General features: G+C 71.2%; 15 protein-coding genes, 3 pseudogenes and 1 riboswitch. Of the genes and pseudogenes, 7 read left to right on the top strand and 11 right to left on the bottom strand.

The window, feature by feature from the left end; genetic code table 11:
- Positions 1-371: 371 nt before the first annotated feature.
- The 3 genes and pseudogenes from JRG78_RS03015 to JRG78_RS03025 all read left to right on the top strand — a co-directional run bounded on the left by JRG78_RS03015 (position 372) and on the right by JRG78_RS03025 (position 4,172).
- A complete protein-coding gene (locus tag JRG78_RS03015) occupies positions 372-1,778 on the top strand; it encodes an IS1380 family transposase (RefSeq protein WP_259607545.1) in 1,407 nt (468 codons plus the stop codon).
- A 182-nt stretch (positions 1,779-1,960) separates the two neighbouring features.
- Positions 1,961-2,710 (top strand): annotated as a pseudogene (locus JRG78_RS03020) (helix-turn-helix domain-containing protein); the annotation flags it as partial.
- A gap of 65 nt (positions 2,711-2,775) precedes the next feature.
- A protein-coding gene (locus JRG78_RS03025) for an IS3 family transposase (RefSeq protein ID WP_370428832.1) occupies positions 2,776-4,172 on the top strand; the annotation gives its coding sequence in 2 pieces (ribosomal slippage) (positions 2,776-3,112 and positions 3,112-4,172; 1,398 coding nt in all).
- 34 nt (positions 4,173-4,206) lie between these two features.
- Here the strand turns inward: JRG78_RS03025 and JRG78_RS03030 are convergent.
- The 3 genes and pseudogenes from JRG78_RS03030 to JRG78_RS03040 all read right to left on the bottom strand — a co-directional run.
- Positions 4,207-4,647 (bottom strand): annotated as a pseudogene (locus JRG78_RS03030) (IS110 family transposase); the annotation flags it as partial.
- Positions 4,648-4,844: 197 nt separating this feature from the next.
- Positions 4,845-5,276, bottom strand: coding sequence for an MmcQ/YjbR family DNA-binding protein (locus JRG78_RS03035; protein ID WP_259607547.1), 432 nt, complete (start codon positions 5,274-5,276; stop codon positions 4,845-4,847).
- A 102-nt stretch (positions 5,277-5,378) separates the two neighbouring features.
- Positions 5,379-5,918 carry a hypothetical protein gene (locus tag JRG78_RS03040; protein WP_259607548.1) on the bottom strand — a complete coding sequence of 180 codons (540 nt, stop codon included), beginning with the start codon at positions 5,916-5,918 and terminating at the stop codon, positions 5,379-5,381.
- Between the two features lie 81 nt (positions 5,919-5,999).
- Between JRG78_RS03040 and JRG78_RS03045 the strand changes: the two genes are divergently transcribed.
- Complete coding sequence (locus JRG78_RS03045) at positions 6,000-6,626, top strand: TetR/AcrR family transcriptional regulator (RefSeq protein ID WP_259607549.1); 627 nt, start codon at positions 6,000-6,002, stop codon at positions 6,624-6,626.
- Between the two features lie 46 nt (positions 6,627-6,672).
- On the opposite strand, the pseudogene JRG78_RS03050 reads toward JRG78_RS03045, so the two are convergent.
- The 8 genes and pseudogenes from JRG78_RS03050 to JRG78_RS03085 all read right to left on the bottom strand — a co-directional run bounded on the left by JRG78_RS03050 (position 6,673) and on the right by JRG78_RS03085 (position 13,910).
- Positions 6,673-8,124: pseudogene (locus tag JRG78_RS03050) on the bottom strand (MFS transporter).
- Positions 8,125-8,194: 70 nt separating this feature from the next.
- The gene (locus JRG78_RS03055) at positions 8,195-8,554 is read right to left on the bottom strand and encodes a Fe-S protein (RefSeq protein WP_259607551.1); all 360 of its coding nucleotides are present in this window, start codon (positions 8,552-8,554) and stop codon (positions 8,195-8,197) included.
- Positions 8,555-8,757: 203 nt separating this feature from the next.
- Positions 8,758-9,234, bottom strand: coding sequence for a 6,7-dimethyl-8-ribityllumazine synthase (ribH, locus tag JRG78_RS03060; protein WP_259607553.1), 477 nt, complete (start codon positions 9,232-9,234; stop codon positions 8,758-8,760).
- Positions 9,231-10,499, bottom strand: a complete 1,269-nt coding sequence (gene ribA, locus JRG78_RS03065) for a GTP cyclohydrolase II (protein ID WP_259607555.1) — start codon at positions 10,497-10,499, stop codon at positions 9,231-9,233. Before ribA ends, ribH begins: the two co-directional genes overlap by 4 nt.
- Positions 10,496-11,134, bottom strand: coding sequence for a riboflavin synthase (locus JRG78_RS03070; protein ID WP_259607557.1), 639 nt, complete (start codon positions 11,132-11,134; stop codon positions 10,496-10,498). The genes ribA and JRG78_RS03070 overlap by 4 nt, the downstream gene beginning before the upstream one ends.
- Positions 11,134-12,168 carry a bifunctional diaminohydroxyphosphoribosylaminopyrimidine deaminase/5-amino-6-(5-phosphoribosylamino)uracil reductase RibD gene (ribD, locus tag JRG78_RS03075; protein ID WP_272653595.1) on the bottom strand — a complete coding sequence of 345 codons (1,035 nt, stop codon included), beginning with the start codon at positions 12,166-12,168 and terminating at the stop codon, positions 11,134-11,136. Before ribD ends, JRG78_RS03070 begins: the two co-directional genes overlap by 1 nt.
- A gap of 52 nt (positions 12,169-12,220) precedes the next feature.
- A riboswitch (FMN riboswitch) is annotated at positions 12,221-12,361 on the bottom strand.
- Between the two features lie 80 nt (positions 12,362-12,441).
- On the bottom strand, positions 12,442-13,305 hold the full coding sequence (locus JRG78_RS03080) for an Fpg/Nei family DNA glycosylase (RefSeq protein ID WP_259607560.1): 864 nt from the start codon (positions 13,303-13,305) through the stop codon (positions 12,442-12,444).
- Between the two features lie 41 nt (positions 13,306-13,346).
- Positions 13,347-13,910, bottom strand: coding sequence for a GNAT family N-acetyltransferase (locus JRG78_RS03085; protein ID WP_259607561.1), 564 nt, complete (start codon positions 13,908-13,910; stop codon positions 13,347-13,349).
- Positions 13,911-14,052: 142 nt separating this feature from the next.
- Here JRG78_RS03085 and JRG78_RS03090 point away from each other — a divergent pair, with 142 nt between their 5' ends.
- The 3 genes from JRG78_RS03090 (at position 14,053) to JRG78_RS03100 (ending at position 19,383) form a co-directional block, all read left to right on the top strand.
- Entirely contained in the window at positions 14,053-14,931 is an 879-nt protein-coding gene (locus tag JRG78_RS03090) for an EamA family transporter (protein WP_272653596.1), read from the top strand.
- Between the two features lie 51 nt (positions 14,932-14,982).
- Positions 14,983-18,561: a transcription-repair coupling factor gene (gene mfd, locus JRG78_RS03095; RefSeq protein WP_272653597.1), complete on the top strand. Its 3,579-nt coding sequence runs from the start codon at positions 14,983-14,985 to the stop codon at positions 18,559-18,561.
- 225 nt (positions 18,562-18,786) lie between these two features.
- Complete coding sequence (locus JRG78_RS03100) at positions 18,787-19,383, top strand: gamma carbonic anhydrase family protein (RefSeq protein WP_259607567.1); 597 nt, start codon at positions 18,787-18,789, stop codon at positions 19,381-19,383.
- Positions 19,384-19,396: the final 13 nt, after the last annotated feature.

Consider the following 19,396-nt stretch of genomic DNA (forward strand, 5'->3'; position numbering starts at 1 on the left):
AAGCCGCACCGCGTTGGCGTATGCGAGGGCCACGGTCGTGGCTACGAGTATGAGCAGGACTATCCAGATCAATGCTCCCCCGCGTGTTGGGTTTGTCGACTCTCGAGGAGCCTCCTCTACCATGCTGTTTCCTCGCCTCACACAAGTCGCGGCCGATGCCCTCAGCGCAGGGTACTGCGTGTGGCGGTTGGGACACGCGACCGTCCCCTACTTCTCCGCGCCTTCCCGGCCGGATCAAGGATGTCTTAGCCTCGATCCACCGATGAGCGTGGGTGCTGAGCGAGCGTCGTGACGCAGAAATGCCCCTCTGATCAGGAAGAATAGAGCTTGTCTAGGGCAACTGTTCAACCGATCCGAGAGGCATCTCGTAGATGCAATTCAAGCACGCTCCGACCGCGGTGTCAGCGGCATTCGATGATCCGAATCTCGTGTCGGTGGCGGGCCTGGTTCCGATGCTGCGGCTCGCGCAGCGAGCCGGGCTGGCGGAGCTGGCTCACGACCGGTTGAGCGTCCCGACCGATAAGGGCTCCAACGCCGGCGTGAAGGTGATGGCGCTGGTCGCGGGGATGCTCGCCGGGGCGGACTCGATCGACGACATGAACCTTCTTCGCCATGGCGGGATGGGTCGGTTGTTCGACCGGACGTATGCGCCGTCGACGTTGGGGTCGTTTCTGCGGGAGTTCCGGTTCGGGCACGTCCGGCAGCTCGACGCCGTCGCGTCCCGGGTTCTCACTGGCCTCGCAGGTCAGGCGCCGCTGCTGCAAGCGCGGGCCGGGGAGCGGGTGATGGTGGATCTGGACGACACCATCATCGAGGTCCACGGGTATCAGAAGCAGGGCGCCTCGTTCGGGTACTCCGGTGTCCGCGGTCTCAATGCCCTCCTTGCCACGGCATCGACGTCGTCGTCGGCGCCGGTGGTCCTGGGGCAGCGGTTGCGGCAGGGCAAGACCGGGTCTCCGAAAGGCGCCGCGCGGATCGTCGGCGACGCGCTCGCGACCCTGCGCCGCACCGGCATCGGAGACGGGGTGCGGCCGTTGCTGCGCACGGATTCCGCGTTCTACGGTCACGCGACCATCGGCACCGCGATCAAAGCCGGCGCCGACGTATCCGTCACCGTTCGGATGGACCCGGCCGTGAAAGGCGCCATCGCCACCATTCCCGATGATGCATGGACGATGATCGAGTACACCGACTCGATCCGTGACGAGACCACCGGTCAGCTGATCTCCAAAGCCGAGGTCGCCGAGGTTCCCTTCACCGCGTTCCGGTCCCGGAAGAAGGCCGAGCAGGTCGCCGGACGTCTGGTGGTGCGGCGGATCCCCGACCTGAACCCGAACAAGATGGAGCAGCCGACGCTGTTCGACGTCTACCGGCACCACGCGTTCTTCACCACCACCGACAAGCACGCGATGGACACGGTGGTCGCGGACAAGACCCACCGCGCTCACGCGATCATCGAGCAAGCCCACTCCGACCTCAAGAACGGGCCGCTCGCGCACCTGCCCTCCGGCGTGTTCGCCGCGAACAGCGCCTGGCTCGTCCTCGCCGTGATCGCGTTCAACCTCACCCGCGCTGCCGGGGTCATCGCCGACGAGGCGGGACGGCTCGCGCGAGCGACGACCGCGACGATCCGTCGCACCCTGATCCACGTCCCGGCGCGGCTGGCACGCTCCGCACGCCGCATCACACTGCACCTGCCGAAGGCCTGGCCCTGGCAGAACGCCTTCGCCCGACTGTTCACGATCACACACGCACCGCCACCAGCGGCGACCACCTGACCATCGCCGCAACGCGGCACGACCGAGGACCACGTGGACGACCGGGATGTGACGCCCGGAACTCACCCCTGCCCTCGGCACGTCACCGCACGCCGATCACGACCGCCCCGCCCACCCCAGGCTCATCGGTGGATCGAGGCTTAGTGGAGATATCTGACGTCTTCACGAACTCGGAGGTTCTCGTGTCCCACCGTAACGCTCGACTGACCGTGCACGGCCGGCTGCTGATCGTGGATCGCGCCCGTGCGGGGTGGAAGCAAGCTCATATCGCCGCGGCGATGGGCGTGTCACGCCGCTGCGTGAAGCGGTGGCTGGACCGGTACCGGGACGAGGGTGAGACTGGTCTGCACGACCGGTCGTCGCGCCCTCATCGTATCGCCAACCGCACCCCAGATGCCGCAGCGGCCGCGGTGGTCGCGATTCGGAAGAAGGAGCGAATCGGGCGTGACGAGATCGCGACCCGGACCGGCGTGCCGGCGCGGACGGTGTCGCGGATCATCGCGCGCGCTGGCCTGCCGCGGCTGGCGGAACTGGACCCGATGACCGGTGAGCAGATCCGCGCGTCCAAGACCACCACGGTCCGCTACGAACGCGAGCGACCGGGTGAGCTGGTGCACATGGACGTGAAGAAGCTGGGCCGCATCCCCGACGGTGGCGGCTGGAAGGCCCACGGCAGAGAGGCGGGGTCACTCCTGCGAGACCGGACGACGAGGATCGGGTTCGACTACGTTCACTCGGTCGTCGACGACCACTCCCGGCTGGCGTACTCCGAGGTCCTCCCCGACGAGAAGGGACCGACCTGCGCCGCGTTCCTCGAGCGCGCGATCGGCTACTTCGCCCGGCACGGCATCGTCCGCATCGAACGACTGCTCACCGACAACGCCTGGGCCTACCGCTGGTCGCTGCGCGAGGCCCCGTGCGTCAGGATGGGGTGAGACACCAGCACTGCTGACCTTCGCACTGCACGGGGCGAGAACGGACCAATACTGAGATGACGATGACGGTTGCTGACGTCGGCACCGATGATGGGGCTATGGCTCCTCGTGCTGACCGGCCCAAGAGGCGGACGTTCACCGCCGAGTTCAAAGCGGCGATCCTGGCCGAGTACGACGCCGCGGACCGCTCTGGGCGTGGGGAGATCCTGCGCCGGGAGGGCCTGTACACCTCCCACATCATCGAGTGGCGCAAGGCCGCGGCCGCCGGCTCGCTGTCCGGGCTGGGCAGCAAGCCGCGGGACCGGCGCGAGCGGGAGCTGCAGGCGCTACGGGCCCGGGCGGAGAAGGCCGAGGCCGAGCTGGCCAAGACCAGGGCGGCGCTGGACCTGATGGGAAAAGCACACGCGCTCTTGGAGACGCTCTCCGAGAGCGCGGACAAGCCGCCGCGGTCGCCGCGGTGATCAACCCGGCCGTCGACGGGCTGGCCGAGCACGTCGGCACCGCGGCTGCGTGCGCGCTGCTGGGTCGCTCCCGCGCCAGTCACTACCGGGCCAAGAACCCGCCACCGCCACGTCCACGGACACCGCGGCCGGCACCGGCGAACAAGCTGTCCGCCGCCGAGCGGGCCCACGTGCTGGCCGTGTTGACCAGCCAGCGGTTCGCGGACAAGTCGGTCGCCCAGGTCTGGGCCACGCTGCTGGACGAGGGCACCTACCTGTGCTCGATGTCCACGATGCACCGGATCCTGCGCGAGCACGACATGGCCGGGGAACGGCGCCGGCAGGCGAGCCACCCGCCCCGGACCCGGCCCGAGCTCGTCGCGACGGCGCCGGGGCAGGTGTGGAGTTGGGACATCACAAAGCTCAAGGGGCCGGAGCGGGGCGTGTACTACGACCTGTACGTCGTGCTCGACATCTTCTCCAGGTTCGTCGTGGGCTGGACCATCGCGGCCCGCGAGGACGCCGAGATCGCCAAGAACCTGCTCGAGCACGCCATGGGCATCCATGGCGTGCCGGAGGCGATCCACGCCGACCGCGGGACCTCGATGACCTCCAAACCGGTCGCTCAGCTGCTCGTCGACCTCGGGGTGGCCAGGTCGCACTCCCGCCCGCACGTGTCGAACGACAACCCTTACAGCGAGGCGGCGTTCAAGACGCTGAAGTACGCCCCGGTCTTCCCCGAGCGCTTCGGGTCCCTGGCCGACGCCGGCGCGTTCGCCGAGCAGTTCTTCGCCTACTACAACCACGAGCACCGCCACTGCGGGATCGGGCTGCACACCCCCGCCAGCGTCCACTTCGGCACCGCCGGGCAGGTCCGCGCCCAGCGCCAGGCCACCCTGGACGCGGCCTACGCCGCCCGTCCCGAGCGCTTCGGCCACCGCCGACCCCAGGCGCCCAAGCTGCCCGAGGCCGCCTGGATCAACCAGCCCTCACAGGAGGCCCTCATACAGACCGCCTGACGGAATCTGTCTCACCCGCCTTGACACTTTCCGGTTTGCTGAGCCGATGCCTCGCGCGCATCAGATCGCCACGACAGTCCTCGCGTGCGCGCACCAGATCGCGTGCGGCTTCCTGATCGGCGGACGGCACCGAAACCGCGGTGATCTCGTCCAGCCGCAGCAGTCTCGCCAGATGCACCGCGTCCTTCGCATCGGTCTTCACCCGATCCCCCGACGGACGCTGCAACTTTGACGGCGCCGCGACCACGCACCGAACACCTGCCGACATCAGCGACCGGTGCAGCCCGAACCCCGTCGGGCCGGCCTCATACGCCACCGCGACCGGACCGGGAAGCCCGCGCACCCACTCAACGATTCGATCATTGCCCGGCGGCAACTTCGCCTGGATTAGCTCGCCTGTCACACCATCGATCGCCGCTGCCGCGACGGAACGGGCGTGCACGTCGAGCCCAACACTCGTACGCTCAGTAAACACGGGGCCTCCCACAACTGTCGGATAGGCCGGGCGGACCACCTCCACCCGGTAACCCACGAGCTTTGCGAGTGAGGCCCCGTCCCGCGACCCCCTCACCAAAAGAGGGCTACTACATACCGTCTAGCGAGAGCCGGGGACCGGGTCAAGAGCCGGATTCACTCGCGAGGCGATCTGTGATTCGGCGCGGCGCGGAGTGATCATTCCGCCTGCGGCATCGACTCATCCGACCCGTGCTCGGCGAGCCACTCGCTCGCGATCCGGCGGGGTGCGCGCAGCAGCCAGGCGTCCACGATCGTCTCGCGCAGCAGGTCGTCGTCGATCGCGTCCAGCCGGATCAGCACGGCCGGATACCCGTCGAAGTGCGGGATCGTGAAGAACACCTCCGGATAGGTCTCGAGGAGCGCGGCCTTCACATCCGGTCCGTCGACACGCGCCGCGACGACGGTGCCGGAAGGCCAGGAGCCGCCCGCCTCGGCGAGCTGCGCCAGATCCTTCTTCCCGGGCGGGCGCTCCCAGACGACGAGCCCGCCGCGGGTGTACCACGCTGGCGCGCGCAGGTGGCCCTCGGTCTTCTCGAACACGCCCGGCAGGCCGAGCGCGATCCTGCGGACGTCGTCGATCGTCGGCATGCCGTCAGTGTACGAGCGGCGGATGCCCGGTCGGGAGGGGCTCCGCGCTCAGCGGCGCCGCCCCGACCGGAGGCGATCCGGGCTGAACGGGGCGCGCCGATGTCATGCGGAGGCCTTCCGGCGGATCGGCCCCCACGGCTTCGCGGAGGCGAGGACGACGGCGAAGGTCAGAGCGGTGAGCGACACCGCCGGCGGGAAGAACAGCGTCTCGGTCCGTGCGCTCCCGGCCGCGCCACCGGTGGCGCCGTACCGGTCGATCTCCGGCATCCCCGGGGCGAGCACGAACACGATCGCGATGCAGAGAGCGGTGTTGAGGACGAGCTTGACCAGGACCCACCAATAGCGCACGAGGCCCCACTTCGTACCGAGCCCGAGCATGAGGCCCGTGAGCAGGCAGACCGCGGCGGAGACCAGCATGGGGGCGACGATGAAGTTCGCCAGAGCGCGGTAGGCCAGCCCGCGCAGGCCGGCATCCGGCGAGGACCAGCCGGTGAGCACGAGCACGGCGACGACGACGTCGACGCCGATCCACGAGCCGGCAGCGACGATGTGCGTCACCCGGACGGCCTGACGCGACCGGCGCGACAGCGGTAGCACGGGTTCGGACGGCGCGGGACGGCGGGAGGTGGCGGCGGTCGACATGGTGCTCCTCGGATCGACGATCCGACAAACTTAGAGTGGCTCCATCTTTGGAGCAAGTAGGGTTTTCCGTAGGATCGGGGCATGGACAGTGCGACAACGCCCGGACTGCGGGAGCGGAAGAAGCGCCAGACCCGGCAGCGGCTCCAGGCCACCGCGATGGCGATGTTCGACGAGCGCGGCTTCGACGGGGTGACCGTGACGGAGATCGCCGCGGCGGCGGACGTGTCGCCGGCGACCGTCTTCAACTACTTCCCGACCAAGGAGGATCTTGTCCTGCACGGGATGGCGCAATACCGGGAGCACCTCGTCGCGTCGCTGCGCGACCGTCCGGCGGATCAGTCGCTGCCGGCGGCGTTCCGCGAGCTGCTGCGCCGGCCCGGCGGCGTGCTCGCCGACGAGGACCCGGCCGGGATCGAGCGCCTGCTCCAGGCGCGCCGCGTGATCGCCGGGAGCCCGTCGCTGCAGGCCCGCGAGGAGGCTCAGTTCGCGGCGATCGCCGACGATCTCGCCGCGCTCGCGGCGGACGGGCACGTCGAAGGAGTGCTGCCGAGGTTCCTCGGAGCCGCGATGGCAGGCGTGCTGCGCGCCGTCGGGCAGGAGGTGCACCGTCTCGCCGTGGCCGGCCGGTCAGGAAGCGAGATCGCGGACCTCGTGATCCCGCAGGGGGTGCGGGCCGTGGAGCTGCTCGAGCGCGGGCTGACCGGCTGACCGCCGGGGCCCGCGCTCGCGCATCGGATGCTCGGGTGAGCCCCGCTCAGGGCTGCGCCGCGATGCCCAGATCGTCCTCGTAGTGGTGGCCCTTGGTCTCGGGGCTCAGCCACAGCGCGATGAAGGTGAGCACCGCCATCGCGGAGAGGTATACCCCGACCAGCCACGGCGAGCCGTCGCCCAGGCGCCACAGTTCCACGGCGATCAGCGGAGCGACCGCGGCGCCGAGGATCGAGGAGACGTTGTAGGCGATCGCCGAACCCGAATAGCGCACATTCGTCGGGAACAGCTCCGGCAGCAGGGCGCCCATCGGCCCGAACGTCATGCCCATCAGCAGGAAGCCGAGGATGAGGAAGCCCTGCGTGACCGCGGTGGTCAGCGCCGGGGTGGCCTGCGGGGCGAGGAACAGGCTGAACGTCATCCCGAACGCGATGATCCCGCCGGTGACCCACAGCAGCAGCGTGCGCCGGCCCACCTTGTCGGCCCACGGGCCGGAGACGAGCGTGAAGATACCGAAGAACACCACGCCGACGATCTGCATGACGACGAACTGCGTGTAACCGAAACCGAGCCCGGGGTAGAACTGCGCGGCGAAGGCCGCCGCGTCGAACGGCTTGCCCGCCGCCTCGGCCGCCGCCTGCGCCGCCGCCGAGGCGGTCTCCAGGGAGGCCGGCTTGGTGCCGAAGGCGAGGGTGAAGTTCGTCATCAGGTAGAACAGCACGTACGTCGCCAGCATGATGAACGTGCCGAGGATCAGCTGCTTCCAGTGGTGACGGAACACCGTGGCCAGCGGCAGCTTGTGGATGCGGCCGGTGTCCGCGGCGCGCTTGAAGGTGTCGGACTCGACGAGCTTGAGCCGGACCCAGAGGCCGATGATCACCATCACGGCGGAGAACAGGAACGGCACCCGCCAGCCCCAGCTGAGGAACGCCTCGGACTTCTGGGTCGGGTCCGACTCGTGCGGCAGCAGCGCGTGATGGCGAGGAAGATGCCGTTGGCGATGATGAAGCCGAGGGGCGCGCCCAGCTGCGGGAAGGAGCCGTACCAGGCGCGCTTGCCGGCCGGGGCGTTCTCAGTGGCCACGAGCGCGGCGCCGGACCACTCGCCGCCGAGGGCGAAGCCCTGCGCGAGGCGGAGGATGAGCAGCAGCAGGGCCGCCCACCAGTTGATCTGCTGGAAGGTGGGCAGCACGCCGATCGGGAACGTGGCGATGCCCATGGTCAGCAGGGATGCCACGAGGGTGGCCTTGCGGCCGAAGCGGTCGCCGAAGTGCCCAAACACCACGGCGCCGATCGGGCGGGCCACCATGGCGGCGCCGAAGACGCCGAAGGAGGCCAGCAGCGAGGTCGTGTCGTTGCCCGTCGGGAAGAACAGGACGGGGAAGACGAGGACGCCCGCCGTCGCGTAGACGTAGAAGTTAGAACTCGACGGTGGTGCCGACCAGGCTCGCGGTGATGACCCGGGAGCGGGGATTCGCGGGGGCGGTTGTCGTACTCACATGTTCCTCCGGTGGGCGGGGTGGGGAAGGCCCACCGGAGTCTATCCCTGGGAAAGCGCTGAACGGCGCATCAGCGCCACAGCACCGCCAGGCTCGCGTTCAGCAGCGTCAGGATGCCGACAGCCCAGAACATCGCCGGCGGGACGTCCTGGTTGCGCTTCTGACGAGCGGTGCCGATGCCGATCAGCGCGCCGATGACCACGAGCACGACGAGCTTCGTGCCGATCTTCGCGTAGTTCATCTCGGCGCCGTCGGGCAGTCCCCACGGGGCGGCGAGGATCAGCCCGGCGACGCCGGCGATGGCGAGGCCGATGTCCATCAGCCGGGTGAGCTCCCGCCGGCCCCCGAAGGCCTGCGTCGCCCACGCGCCGAACAGCGTGGCGAAGCCGATCAGGTGGACGAGCAGAACGACGTGGCGCAGGGTCTCCATGGGGCCAGACTATCCGGCGGACGGCGCGTTTCGTCTCGGGCGCGCTGTGCGCGTCCTCGCTCAACGGCCGGGAGGGGGAGGGCGCGTTTCGTCTCGGGCGCGCTGTGCGCGTCCTCGCTCAACGGCCGGGAGGGGGAGTCCCTCCCGGTCGTTGAGCGAGCACCGCCGGAGGCGGAGCGAGACGAAACGCCCGACCGGCGACCTCAGCGGGCGGAGAGTTCGCGGATCACCAGGGCGGTGCGCAGCGCGGCATCCGCGGCCTCGGCGCCCTTGTCCTCCTTCGAGCCCGGCAGGCCGGCGCGGTCCAGGCCCTGCTGCTCGTCGTCGAGGGTGAGCACCCCGAAGCCGACCGGCTTGCCGGCGTCCAGCGCCACACGGGTCAGACCGTCGGTCGTCGCGGACGACACGTACTCGAAGTGCGGGGTGCCGCCGCGGATGATCACGCCGAGCGCGACGACCGCGTCCGCGCCGCCGGCGAAGGCCGCCTGCGCGGCCACCGCGAGCTCGAACGACCCCGGCACCCGCACGACCGAGTATTCGGCGCCGGACTCGTCGAGGATCCGCTTCGCACCCGCGATCAGCCCCTCGCTGATCGTCTCGTGCCACGTGCCGGCGATCACGACGACCCGCAGGCCCTTCGCGTCGATGCCGCCCTGCTTCGGTGCTCCTGCGCCGCTCATGCGCGCTCCTTTCCCTGCGCGAGGGCCTCGGCGAGCTCTTCCTCGCCGATGATGTGACCCATCCGGTCGCGCTTGGTCTCCAGGTACTGGTGGTTGTTGGGTCCGACGCCGACGATCAGCGGAACCTGCTCCACGACGTCCAGGCCGAGCTCGCGGAGCTTGTTCACCTTGTCGGTGTTGTTCGTCAGCAGACGCACCTTCGACACGCCGAGGTCGGCGAGGATGCCTGCCGCGGCGGCGTACTCTCGGGCATCCGCCGGCAGACCCAGGGCGAGGTTCGCGTCCACCGTGTCCAGACCGCCCTCCTGCAGGCTGTACGCGCGCAGCTTGTTGATCAGCCCGATGCCGCGGCCCTCGTGCCCGCGCATGTAGATGACCACGCCGCCCTCCTGCTCGATCGCGTCGAGCGCCGCGTCCAGCTGCGGACCGCACTCGCACTTCAGCGAGCCGAACGCCTCGCCGGTGAGGCACTCCGAGTGCACCCGCACCAGGGCCGTCTCGCCGGGCTCGCCGGAGACGACGGCGATGTGATCGGTGCCGGTGATCCGGTCCTTGTATGCGAGGAAGCGGAAGGTGCCGTGCTCGGTGGGCACGGTGGCGTCGGCGCGCAGGCTGACCCGCCGGCGGCCGTGCGGCGTGGCCGGCTCGGCGAGCGGCTCGTGCTCGTCGAGGTAGGCGATCAGCTGCTCGATCGTGATCACCGGCACGCCGTCGCGTTCGCCGAGCTCGAGCAGCCCGGGCAGGCGCATCATGCTGCCGTCCTCGGCGACCACCTCGGCGATGGCGCCCACCGGCCGCAGGCCGGCCAGCCGCATCAACTCGACCGCCGCCTCGGTGTGCCCGCTGCGCTCGCGCACGCCGCCGTCCACCGCGCGCAGCGGCAGCACGTGGCCCGGGCGGATGATGCTCGAGGGCGTGGCGGCGGGATCGGCCAGCACGTTCAGCGTGCGCGCCCGGTCGGCGGCGCTGATCCCGGTGGTGATGCCGTCGGCCGCATCCACGCTCACCGTGTACGCCGTCGACCTGGCGTCCTCGTTCATCTCCACCATCGGCGGCAGGTCGAGCTGGTCGGCCAGGTCGGCCGGCATCGGAGCGCAGATGAAGCCCGACGACCAGCGGACGGTCCAGGCGACCCACTCCGCCGTCGCCAGCTCGGCGGACAGGATGACGTCGCCCTCGTTCTCGCGGTCCTCATCGTCGGCGACGATGACGGGGCGACCCGCGCGCAGCGCGTCGAGGGCCTCGGGGATGGTGGCAAGGCTCATCGTGAGCCTCCTTCCGAAATGTCCGAAGAGGAGCGGAACGCGAGCAGGCGCTCGACGTGACGGGCGAGGATGTCGGTCTCCAGGTTCACCCGGTCGCCCGGGGCGAGCGTGCCGAGCGTCGTGGCGGCGAGCGTCTCGGGGATGAGGGAGACCTCGAACCAGTGCGCCGCGGCGGAGGGGTCGCTGACGGCGCTGACGGTGAGCGAGGTGCCGGCGACGCTGATGGACCCCTTGTCGACGACGAGCGGGGCGAGGTCGGCGGGGAGGCTGATCCGGATCACGCGCCACTGGTCGCCCGGGCGCACCTCGAGCACCTCTCCGACGCCGTCGACGTGGCCCTGCACGATGTGCCCGCCCAGGCGGGCGCCGACCGGCATGGCCTTCTCGATGTTGACCCGCGACCCGACCGCGACGTCGCCGAGCGCGGACACGTCGAGCGTCTGCTTCATCACGTCGGCGTCGAAGGTGTCGGCGGTGGAGCCGACCACGGTGAGGCAGACGCCGGAGACGGCGATGGACTCGCCGTGCACGGCGTCGGAGGCGGCAATGGGGGCGCGGACGGTGAGCCGCCAGCCGTCGCCCGAAGGGGTGATGGCGGCGATCTCGCCGATCTCCTCGATGATTCCGGTGAACATCAGGCTCCTTCCCGCGTCGCGGGGTCGAGGGGGCGGGCGATCGCGAGCAGGTCCGGTCCGAGCGGCACCCACTCGTCGACGACGAGGCGCCGGGCGTCCGTGATCGTGGCGACGCCGACGTCGGTGAGGGCGAGACGGTCGCCGCCGAGCAGGACCGGCGCGATGTAGGCCAGGATGCTGTCGGCGAGCCCCGCCGCGATGAACGCGCTCGCGAGGGTCGGTCCGCCCTCGACGAAGACGCGCTGGATGCCGCGCTCGCGCAGGTCGGCGAGCACGGCGGTCAGGTCGTGGCCCGGGTGGAACACGGGGGCGTGCGGATGCCGGCGCACCGCCGCATCCGCCGGGGTCTCCCGCGAGCCGATCACGACCGGCACCGGCTGGTGGGGGAGCAGCACGTCGCCGTCGCGCGCGGTCAGCGCCGGGTCGTCGGCGAGGACGGTGCCGGTGCCGACGACGATGGCGTCCGCGGCCGCACGGCGGCGGTGCACGTCGGCGCGCGCGGCAGGTCCGGTGATCCATTGGCTGGTGCCGTCGGATGCCGCGGCCCTACCGTCCAGGCTCTGCGCCCACTTCACGGTGACGTGCGGGCGTCCCAGCCGCTGCACCTCCAGCCAGTCGGCGATGAGCGCGCGGGCTTCTTCGGCCTTCTCGCCGGCGACGACCTCGACGCCGGCGGCGCGCAGCCGCTCGGCGCCGCCGCCGGAGACGGCGCCGGGGTCATCGAGGGCGTACACGACGCGGGCGATGCCGGCGTCGATGAGCGCCTGGGCGCACGGGCCGGTGCGGCCGGTGTGGTTGCACGGCTCCAGGGTGACCACGGCGGTCGCGCCGCGGGCCTGCGCGGGGGTGAGCGCGGAGAGGGCGTCGACCTCGGCGTGCGGGGTGCCCGCGCCGCGGTGCCAGCCCTCGGCGAGGACGGTGCCGTCGGGAGCGAGGATGACCGCGCCGACCTGCGGGTTGATGCCGCGGGGGCCGTTCCCGGCGAGTTCGAGGGCGCGCGACATCGCGTCGCGTTCGGCCTCGGTCACTGCCATCCGTCGTCCTTCGTCGAAGGCTCCGGGGATCGCCGAACGCGCGCAGGCGCGCTTCGTGCTGCCTCTCATCCGGACTCGCGAGCGACTGCTCGCATCACCGTCGGTCCCGGAGTTCCACCGGATCGGCGCCTGTGGCCAGGCGTTCGCGGACTGTCACCGCCGGTTCGGATTCTCACCGACCCCGGAGCACGTTGATGCTCTGAGTGTACTCAACGCCCTCCTTCGCGTTTCATTCCCGTGAATGCGTACCGCCTGCCCCGGCCGCGTTCCGGGTCACTTCAGCAGCCGGGAGAGGCGGCGGTCGGCCAGGACCTTGCCCCCGGTCTGGCAGGTCGGGCAGTACTCCAGCGAGCGATCCGCGAAGAAGACGCTGCGGATCGTGTCGCCGCAGACCGGGCACGCCTCGCCGCGGCGGGCATGCACCTGCATCCCGCGCCGCTTGGCGTCCTTGAGGTCGGCCGGGGGCTTGCCGGCGGCGGCTTCGACCGCCTCGCGGAGGGTCGTCTGCATCGCCTGGTACAGCCGGTCGATCTCGGCGTCGTCCAGTCCGACGGCGGGCGCGTACGGCGACATCCGGGCGGCGTGCAGGATCTCGTCCGAGTACGCGTTGCCGATGCCGGCGATCAGGCCCTGGTCCCGCAGCAGCCCCTTGATCTGCGTCCGCCGGCCGGCCAGCAGGCCTGCGAACACGTCGCGTGTGAACGCCGGGTCGAGCGGATCGGGACCGAGCCGGGCGATGCCTGGCACATCCTCCGGTGCACGCACGACGAACACGGCGAGCGACTTCTTGGTGCCGGCCTCGGTGAGGTCGAAGCCGGATCCGTCGTCCAAGCCGACCCGCACGGCGATCGGGCTCCGGCCGGGCTTGATCGGCGTCGCCGGCAGGTCGTCGTACCAGCGCAGCCAGCCCGCCTTGGCCAGGTGGAACACCAGGTGCAGGTCGTCGCCGCAGGCGAGATCGAGGAACTTCCCGTGCCGCACGGCATTCGTGACGGTGGCGCCCTGCACGGCGTGCACCGGCGGATCGAAGGTCTTCAGCGCCGCGATCGCACCCACGCTGACGCGCGTGATCGTGCGCCCGACCGCGCGGGCGGACAGGAAGTCGACGAGCCCCTGGACCTCCGGCATCTCCGGCATGCGTTCATCCTGCCACCGGCATCCGACATCGGCGAGGGCCGTCAGAGCACGGGCCAGTCCACCGGGGTGCGGTCGTCGGCGGCGGGCAGCCCCGCGATCCAGCCGTCGTCGCGGCCGCGGGGGCCGGTCAGCCCCTGGCGGAGCGTCCCCTCGTAGCGGAAGCCGAGGGTGCGGGCGGTGCGGGCCGAGGGCACGTTCCCGACGACGGCCCGCCAGCTCAGCCGCACCAGCCCGAGCTCGCCGAAAGCCCAGTCGACCACGGCGCGGCCGGCCTCGGTCATCAGCCCCTGCCCGCGGAACGCGGCCGCGCCCCAGTAGCCGATCTCGGCCTCCCCGCCGTGCGGGTGATCGGTGATGCGGTGCAGCCCGATCATGCCGGCGAGGACGCCGTCGCGGCGGATCGCCCACACGGTCTCGGCGCGCTCATCCCACCAGGTCGTGACCTTCTCCACGAACTCGCGGGCGTTCTCGGCCGTGTACGGGCTGGGCACCGTGGTCCAGCGCGGCACCTCGGTATCCTGGCACGCCTCGGTGATCGCGTCGACGTCGGTCATGGTCGGGATGCTCAGCACCAGCCGCTCGGTGCGCAGCGTGACGGGTTCCATCCGCTCAGCGTAGTGACCGCCGCGCCGCAGACCGGCCGCGCCACGGACCGGCCAGGCGCTGACTGCCGGGCGCCCGGGCCTTCCCGACCGGGCCGGTAGCATCGTGGGGCGGCCGTTCGCCGTGATCCCGAAGGAGTCGGCCGTGCCGGTGCAGCAATCATCGCCCCGTGGCGTGCTCGCGTCGCTGGCGGCATCCGTCCTGTTCGGCGGCATCTTCTGCCTCGCCGCGCTGGTCCGCTCCTCCGCCGAGGTCGTGTTCGCGTGGCGGGTGCTGATCACGGTCCTCTGCTACGCCGCCGCGCTCGCGCACCCGGCGGCGCGGCGGGCGCTGACGGTGCTGTGGCGGCGGCTGCGATCGCGCTGGTGGATGCCGCTGCTGGCGCTGCTTCTGGCCACGATCGTCGGCGTGCAGCTGTGGCTGTTCATGTGGGCGCCGATGCACGGGCACGCGCTGGACGCCTCACTCGGGTACCTGCTGCTGCCGATCTGCCTGGTCCTCGGCGGACGGTTCCTGATGCGGCACCACGTCAGCCGGATGCAGTGGCTCGTCGTGGCGCTGGCGGCGGTGGCCGTGGCGGTCAAGCTCGCCGCGACCCCGGAGCTGTCCTGGGTGACGCTCGTGATCTGCGTCCCGTACACGCTCTACTTCGTGCTGCGCCGGCGCTTCGGGCTGGACGGCCCGATCGTGTTCGGCGCCGAGACGGCGGCCATGGTGCCGGTGTCGGTCCTGTTCCTCGTCACCGCGACGCCGGTGCCGCTCACGCCCCTGGAGCTCAGCGGCCTGCTCGGCATCGCCTTCGCGAGCGCCCTGGCGATGACCCTGTACCTCGGCGCCTCCTCGCTGCTGTCCATGCCGGTGTTCGGGCTGCTCAGCTACGTGGAGCCGGTGCTGCTCGTGGTCGTGGCGCTGATCCTGGGCGAGCGGATGCAGGGTGCCGACCTCGCGGTGTACGGCATCCTCGCCGTGGCGCTCGGCATCCTCGCCGTGGACGGGTTCCGGCGGGCGCGCACGGCCGGCTGATCCGGCCGGACGGCCCGGCCCGATGTCGTCCGCCCCGACTAGACTCGTGCGGTGACTGTTCCGGGGATTCTGCGCGCCTTGGAAGAGGCGAACCTGTACCGCGACGCCCTCGCCTGGGCGAAGACCGACGCGGACATCTCGCTGGTGGACGGGCTGGACGCCCCGGTCCTGGCGGGGCTGCTGCAGCGCCGAGCGGAGGCCGGGCTGCCGGCATCCGCTCTCGTGGTCGCGCCCACCGGGCGGCGCGCCGACGTGCTCGCGGCCGCGCTGGGCGCCTACCTGGCGGATGCCGAGATCCTCACCTTCCCGGCCTGGGAGACGCTTCCCCACGAGCGGCTCAGCCCGAGCCCCGACACCGTGGGCCGGCGCCTGGACGCGCTCCGGCGCGTGGCGACCTGGTCGGGGGAGCGGCCCCTCGTCGTCGTCGCCTCGGTGCGCGCCGCGCTGCAGCCGCTGGCGGCGAACCTCGGCGACGCCGCCCCCCTCGAACTGCGGGTCGGCGGCCGCGGCATCGAACTGGAGGGCGCGGCCGCGCAGCTCGTCGAGCGCGCCTACTCGCGGGTGGACATGGTGTCCCGCCGCGGCGAGTTCGCGGTGCGCGGCGGCATCCTCGACGTCTTCCCTCCCACCGCCGACCACCCGTACCGCATCGAGTTCTTCGGCGACGAGGTCGACCAGATCCGTGCGTTCTCCGTCGCCGACCAGCGCTCCCTGCCCGGCGACGTCGCCGCCGTCGAGCTGCCCGCCAGCCGCGAGCTGCTGCTCACCCCGGAGGTGCGCGAGCGCGCCGGCGCCCTCGTCGCCGGGTTCCCCGCGATCGCCGGGATGCTGGAGAAGATGGCGCAGGGCATCCCGGTCGACGGCATGGAGTCGCTGCTCCCGATGGTCGCAGGCCCCCTCGTCACGCTCGCCGAGTACCTGCCGGCCGGCTCCGCCACCGCCATCGTCGACCCGGAGCGGGCCAGCGCGCGGGCGCAGAACCTCGGCGAGACCAACCGGGAGTTCCTGGATGCGGCGTGGAGCGCCGCTACCTCCGGCGCCGCGGCGCCGATCGATCCCTCGACGCTGAGCGGCGGTGCGGCGGGGATGCTCGACGCGCGGCTGGACGCGGGCGACTTCGTCTCCCTCGCGCGTCTGCGCGAGATCGTGCACGAACGGGACGGGGTGTGGTGGCGGCTCAGCCCGTTCGCCTCCGGCGACGAGGACGCCACCAGCCTCGAGGCATCCGTCATCCCCTCCTTCCACGGCAACGTCGACGGGGCGATCGCGTTCGTCGACGACCGGCTCCGCGAAGGGTGGCGGGTGGTCGTCATCGCCTCCGGCCACGGGCTCGTGGAGCGCGCGCGCGACGTGCTCAGCGACCGCGGCATCGCGGCCCGCATCGTGGACGACCTGCGCGAGGAGCCCGAGGCGGGGGTCGCCACGCTCGTCACCGGGACGGTCGAGTCCGGCTTCCAGGTGCCGGATGCCCGGCTCGCGGTGCTCACCGACAACGAGTTCTACGGGCGCACCATCGGCGGCGACCAGCGGGTGGTCAAGAAGCTCGCCTCCCGCCGCCGCAACGTCGTCGACCCGCTGCAGCTGAAGCCCGGCGACTACGTGGTGCACACCACGCACGGCCTCGGCCGGTTCGTGGAGATGACCAAGCGCGAGGTGTCCTCCGGCGGCAGGAATGCCACCAAGACCACGCGGGAGTACCTGGTGCTGGAGTACGCGCCGTCCAAGCGCGGCTACCCGGGCGACAAGCTGTTCGTGCCCACCGACCAGCTCGACCTGTTGTCGAAGTACGTCGGCGGCGAGGCGCCGGCGCTGTCGAAGATGGGCGGCAGCGACTGGGCGGCGGCCAAGGGCCGTGCCCGCAAGGCCGTGCGCGACATCGCCGTGGAGCTGGTGAAGCTGTACTCGGCGCGGATGAACGCCAAGGGGCACGCCTTCGGCCCTGACACGCCGTGGCAGCGGGAGCTCGAGGAGGCGTTCCCGTTCGCGGAGACGCCGGACCAGCTGCAGACCATCGAGGAGATCAAGGCCGACATGGAGCGGCCCATCCCGATGGACCGGCTGCTCTCCGGCGACGTCGGCTTCGGCAAGACCGAGGTCGCCGTGCGCGCGGCGTTCAAGGCGATCCAGGACGGCAAGCAGGTCGCCATGCTCGTGCCGACCACCCTGCTGGTGAAGCAGCACCTGGAGACCTTCACGGAGCGGTTCGCCGGCTTCCCGGTGAAGGTTCGGGCGCTGTCGCGGTTCCAGACCGACAAGGAGGCGCGCCAGGTCGTGCAGGGGCTGCTCGACGGCTCGATCGACATGGTGATCGGCACGCACCGCATCCTCACCGAGCAGGTCCGGTTCAAGGACCTGGGGCTCCTCATCGTCGACGAGGAGCAGCGCTTCGGCGTCGAGCACAAGGACGCGCTGAAGAAGCTGAAGACCAACGTCGACATCCTCGCGATGAGCGCCACCCCGATTCCGCGGACCCTGGAGATGGCGGTCACCGGCATCCGCGAGATGTCCACGCTGCAGACCCCGCCGGAGGACCGGCATCCGATCCTCACCTTCGTCGGTCCCCGCAGCGACAAGCAGATCGCGGCGGCGATCCGGCGCGAGATCCTCCGCGAGGGGCAGGTCTTCTTCGTGCACAACCGGGTGCAGTCGATCCAGCGGGTTGCCGCTGAGATCGCCGAGCTCGTGCCGGAGGCGCGGATCGCGGTCGCGCACGGCAAGATGGGCGAGCACCAGCTGGAGCAGGTCGTCGACGACTTCTGGGAGCGCAAGTACGACGTGCTCGTCTCGACCACGATCATCGAGACCGGGCTGGACATCTCGAACGCCAACACGATCATCATCGACCGCGCGGACAAGTACGGGCTGTCGCAGCTGCACCAGCTGCGGGGGCGGGTCGGCCGCGGTCGGGAGCGCGCGTACGCGTACTTCCTGTACGACGACACGAAGCCGCTGTCCGAGACCGCGGCCGACCGGCTGCAGACCATCGCGGTGAACAACGACCTCGGCTCCGGCATGCAGGTGGCCCTGAAGGACCTCGAGCTGCGCGGCGCCGGCAACCTGCTCGGCGCAGAGCAGGCGGGGCACATCGCCGGCGTCGGGTTCGACCTGTACCTGCGCATGATCGGCGAGGCGGTGGCCACGTTCCGCGGCGAGGACACCGCTTCCGAGCAGGAGCTGAGGCTCGAGCTGCCGGTGGAGGCGCGCATCCCCGAGCACTACATCGACAGCGAGCGGCTTCGGCTCGAGGCGTACCAGAAGCTGTCCAGCGCCTCCACCGCGACGGCGGCGGACGACGCGATCGATCTCGTGGTCGAGGAGCTGACCGATCGGTACGGGGCGCTGCCGGAGGAGGCGTCCGGGCTGGTCGCGATCGCCCGCCTGCGTCGTCGCGCCGCCCGCGCCGGCCTGACCGACGTCGTCGCCATGGGCTCGAACCTCCGCATCGCACCGGCCCGGTTCGAGGAGTCGATGAAGGTGCGGATGCAGCGGCTGTACCCCAAGGCGAAGCTGGTCGGCGGCGGCGAGGCGCTCGTCGTGCCGATGCCGGGCCCGGACGGGCCGGACCTCGTGGAGTGGGTCGGCCAGCTGCTCACGGCGCTGTTCCCCGAGCCGGTGAAGACTCCGGCCTGAGCTCAGGCGGGCGGATCGCGCGGTGCGGGGTGCGCCTGACGCGGCCTTGTACGCTTCCCGCGGCCCGGATCCGGATTCCGGTCCGCGTCTGGCGCACATCTCCGCGCGAAGCGCACGGGATCGGGCCGCCCGTCGGCGGGAGGCACCGGCATCCGGCATCCGTCGCACATCCCCGGGGCCGGAATCGACAGCGCCGCCGGGGAGGGAACGGACTAGTCTGGCGGCATGATCTACGAGCACCTCGGGGCTCGGCCCCGGATCCACGACACCGCCGTCGTCGCACCCACCGCCGTGATCTCCGGCGATGTGCAGATCGGGCCGAACTGCCAGGTGCTGCACGGGGCGGTGATCACCGCGGAGGGCGGCCCGATCACCCTCGGCGAGCACGTCATCGTGATGGAGAACGCGCTGATCCGTGCGACGGCGGCGGACGCCGTGCACATCGGCGACCACTCGCTGCTGGGCACGCTGTCGAGTGTCGCCGGGGCGACGATCGGCGAGGAGGTGTTCCTCGCCTCCGGCGCGCGCGTGTTCAACGGGGCGCGGCTCGGGGACCGCTGCGAGATCCGCGTGAACGCGATCGTGCACCGGCGCACGGCGCTGCCGGAGGGCTCGGTCGTGCCGATCGGGTGGATCGCGGTGGGCGACCCGGCGCAGCTGTTCTCCCCGGACCGCGCGGAGGACATCGCCGCCGCGCAGCCCGAGCTCGACTTCCCCGGCTACGTGTTCGGCGTCGACCGGGAGACACCCGACCTGATGGTGCAGCTCACCGAGCGCTACGCCTCATCCCTCGCCCGGCACGCCGCCGACCGCCAGCTCTGACCCGCCCTCCCGG

Source organism: Microbacterium sp. EF45047 (assembly GCF_028472845.1).
Taxonomy (GTDB): domain Bacteria; phylum Actinomycetota; class Actinomycetes; order Actinomycetales; family Microbacteriaceae; genus Microbacterium; species Microbacterium neungamense.